This window comes from Acrocarpospora catenulata, assembly GCF_018476525.1.
Lineage (GTDB): Bacteria > Actinomycetota > Actinomycetes > Streptosporangiales > Streptosporangiaceae > Acrocarpospora > Acrocarpospora catenulata.
In genome coordinates this window covers 1-1,581 of the sequence record NZ_JAHCST010000152.1, presented here as the reverse complement: position 1 = coordinate 1,581, position 1,581 = coordinate 1, and the positions used below count along the sequence as shown (strand labels likewise).

At 67.6% G+C, this 1,581-nt stretch carries 2 protein-coding genes; one reads left to right on the top strand and one right to left on the bottom strand.

Translation table 11 applies throughout. The features are described 5' to 3' along the window. Positions 1-170 precede the first annotated feature (170 nt). On the top strand, positions 171-659 hold the full coding sequence (locus KIP79_RS46120) for a regulatory protein RecX (protein ID WP_372453765.1): 489 nt from the start codon (positions 171-173) through the stop codon (positions 657-659). Positions 660-860: 201 nt separating this feature from the next. On the opposite strand, the gene KIP79_RS50425 is transcribed toward KIP79_RS46120, so the two are convergent. Beyond that, positions 861-1,010, bottom strand: a complete 150-nt coding sequence (locus tag KIP79_RS50425) for a helix-turn-helix domain-containing protein (protein WP_214111421.1) — start codon at positions 1,008-1,010, stop codon at positions 861-863. Positions 1,011-1,581 lie beyond the last annotated feature (571 nt).

Below are 1,581 nucleotides of genomic sequence, written 5' to 3'. Positions count from 1 at the left end.
GCGGCGAGGGCCAGTGGGGCGAGGAGCAGCGCGGTGGAGCACAGCGCGGTGAGGGGCAGTGGGGCGGGGGGCAGCGCGGTGAGGGGGAGCGGGGCGAGAGGCGGCGGGGCGGAGGGCGGCGCGGAGGGCAGTGGGACGGTGAGGGTGGGCCGGAGGGGCGGGCGCGGGCTATTTGTTTGCGGTTGTTGACGTTGGCGCCTCGGACGCGGGCTCAGTTGGCGGAGGCGTTGCGGAAGCGTGAGGTGCCGGATGAGGTGGCGGAGGCCGTGTTGGAGCGGTTCTCCGAGGTTGGTCTGATTGATGATGAGGCGTTCGCGGCGGCGTGGGTGAGTTCTAGGCACTCGGGTCGGGGATTGGCTCGGCGGGTGCTGGCTCAGGAACTGCGGCAGCGGGGAGTGGCTGAGGACACGGTGAAGGACGCCGTCGAGCAGCTTGACCCGGACGAGGAGTTGGAAACCGCCCGGCGGCTGGTAGCCCGCAAACTCGACTCAACGCGCAACGCCGAGCCGCAGGCCCGTATTCGCAAACTGGTCGGGATGCTCGCCCGCAAGGGGTACTCCCCAGCCCTGGCCTTCCGCATAGTCCGCGAAGCTCTCGAACAAGAAGGCGTGTCCACCCACGACGACCTTGACGTCTGGGAACAGCCGGAAACGCCGTAGCGCGCCACCTCGGCCCACTATGTTGATCTTCACCGGTAAATCTTCACACCGTAATGGACACCCCTTCAGCCTGACGCTCGGCCAGTCTGAGCACCTATGGCCACCATCGCCAGCGGCTGACGTCAACCATCCGCAGTGTCCTTGGCCTCCAAGCGCAGCGGGTCTCCCGGCTGGCACTCGAAGGGCCTCGCAGGGCGAGTGTCATGAAGCCGACCGCATTGGCGCGGCCGTTCCTGAGCAAAGCCCACCGCTTCGGCGCGGCCTGCCGTTCCTGAGCACCGCCAGGTTGGCGGGCGTGATTCCGACGCGGTTCGCGAGTTCGCCCACGGACATCTTCCGTTTGGCCAGCATCACGTCGAAGTCGATGTCGATGACGGTCGGCTTCAGATCACCTGGGTTCGCCTGGCGGACGTCGCGGGCAATGCGTCCGTGTCCTGCGCCACGTCGCCTCGCCCGTTCGGTCGATGTGGCTCCGCCTCAGCCTGGGTATCCGGCCCCTGAGGGGTCCTGGGGAGCCGGGCTAGGAATCTCGAGGCTCAGTAACAGGGTGGGTTGGGGGAGCCATGGCCAGAGAGGTGGTCGGTGGCTGAGCCATGGCAAGAGGGGCGCTCGGTGGGGGTTTCCCCGAAGTGTGGACACCGGGGTTCCCCCGAAGCGTTGGACACGGGGGAGGGTTCCCCGAAGCGTGGACACGGGGGGAGGTTCCCCGAAGCGTGGACATCGGCTGTTATGCGGCGACTGGCACCTTATCGGGCTGCTGTCCGTAGTCCACTGGGCTGACCTGGCTCAGGGCGGAATGTCTCCTTCGGGTGTTGTAGCGGATGAGCCATGGCAGGAGGGGTGGTGGGTGGGAGATCCATGGCAAGCCGGTGGGTGGGGGCGGGAGGGTTGGTTGTGGGGGTGGTAAGGGGGCTGGAGGGTT

Excerpts from the sequence above, each read along its gene's own strand:
- KIP79_RS50425 (WP_214111421.1), bottom strand. The coding sequence starts at position 1,010 with ATGCTGGCCAAACGGAAGATGTCCGTGGGCGAACTCGCGAACCGCGTC.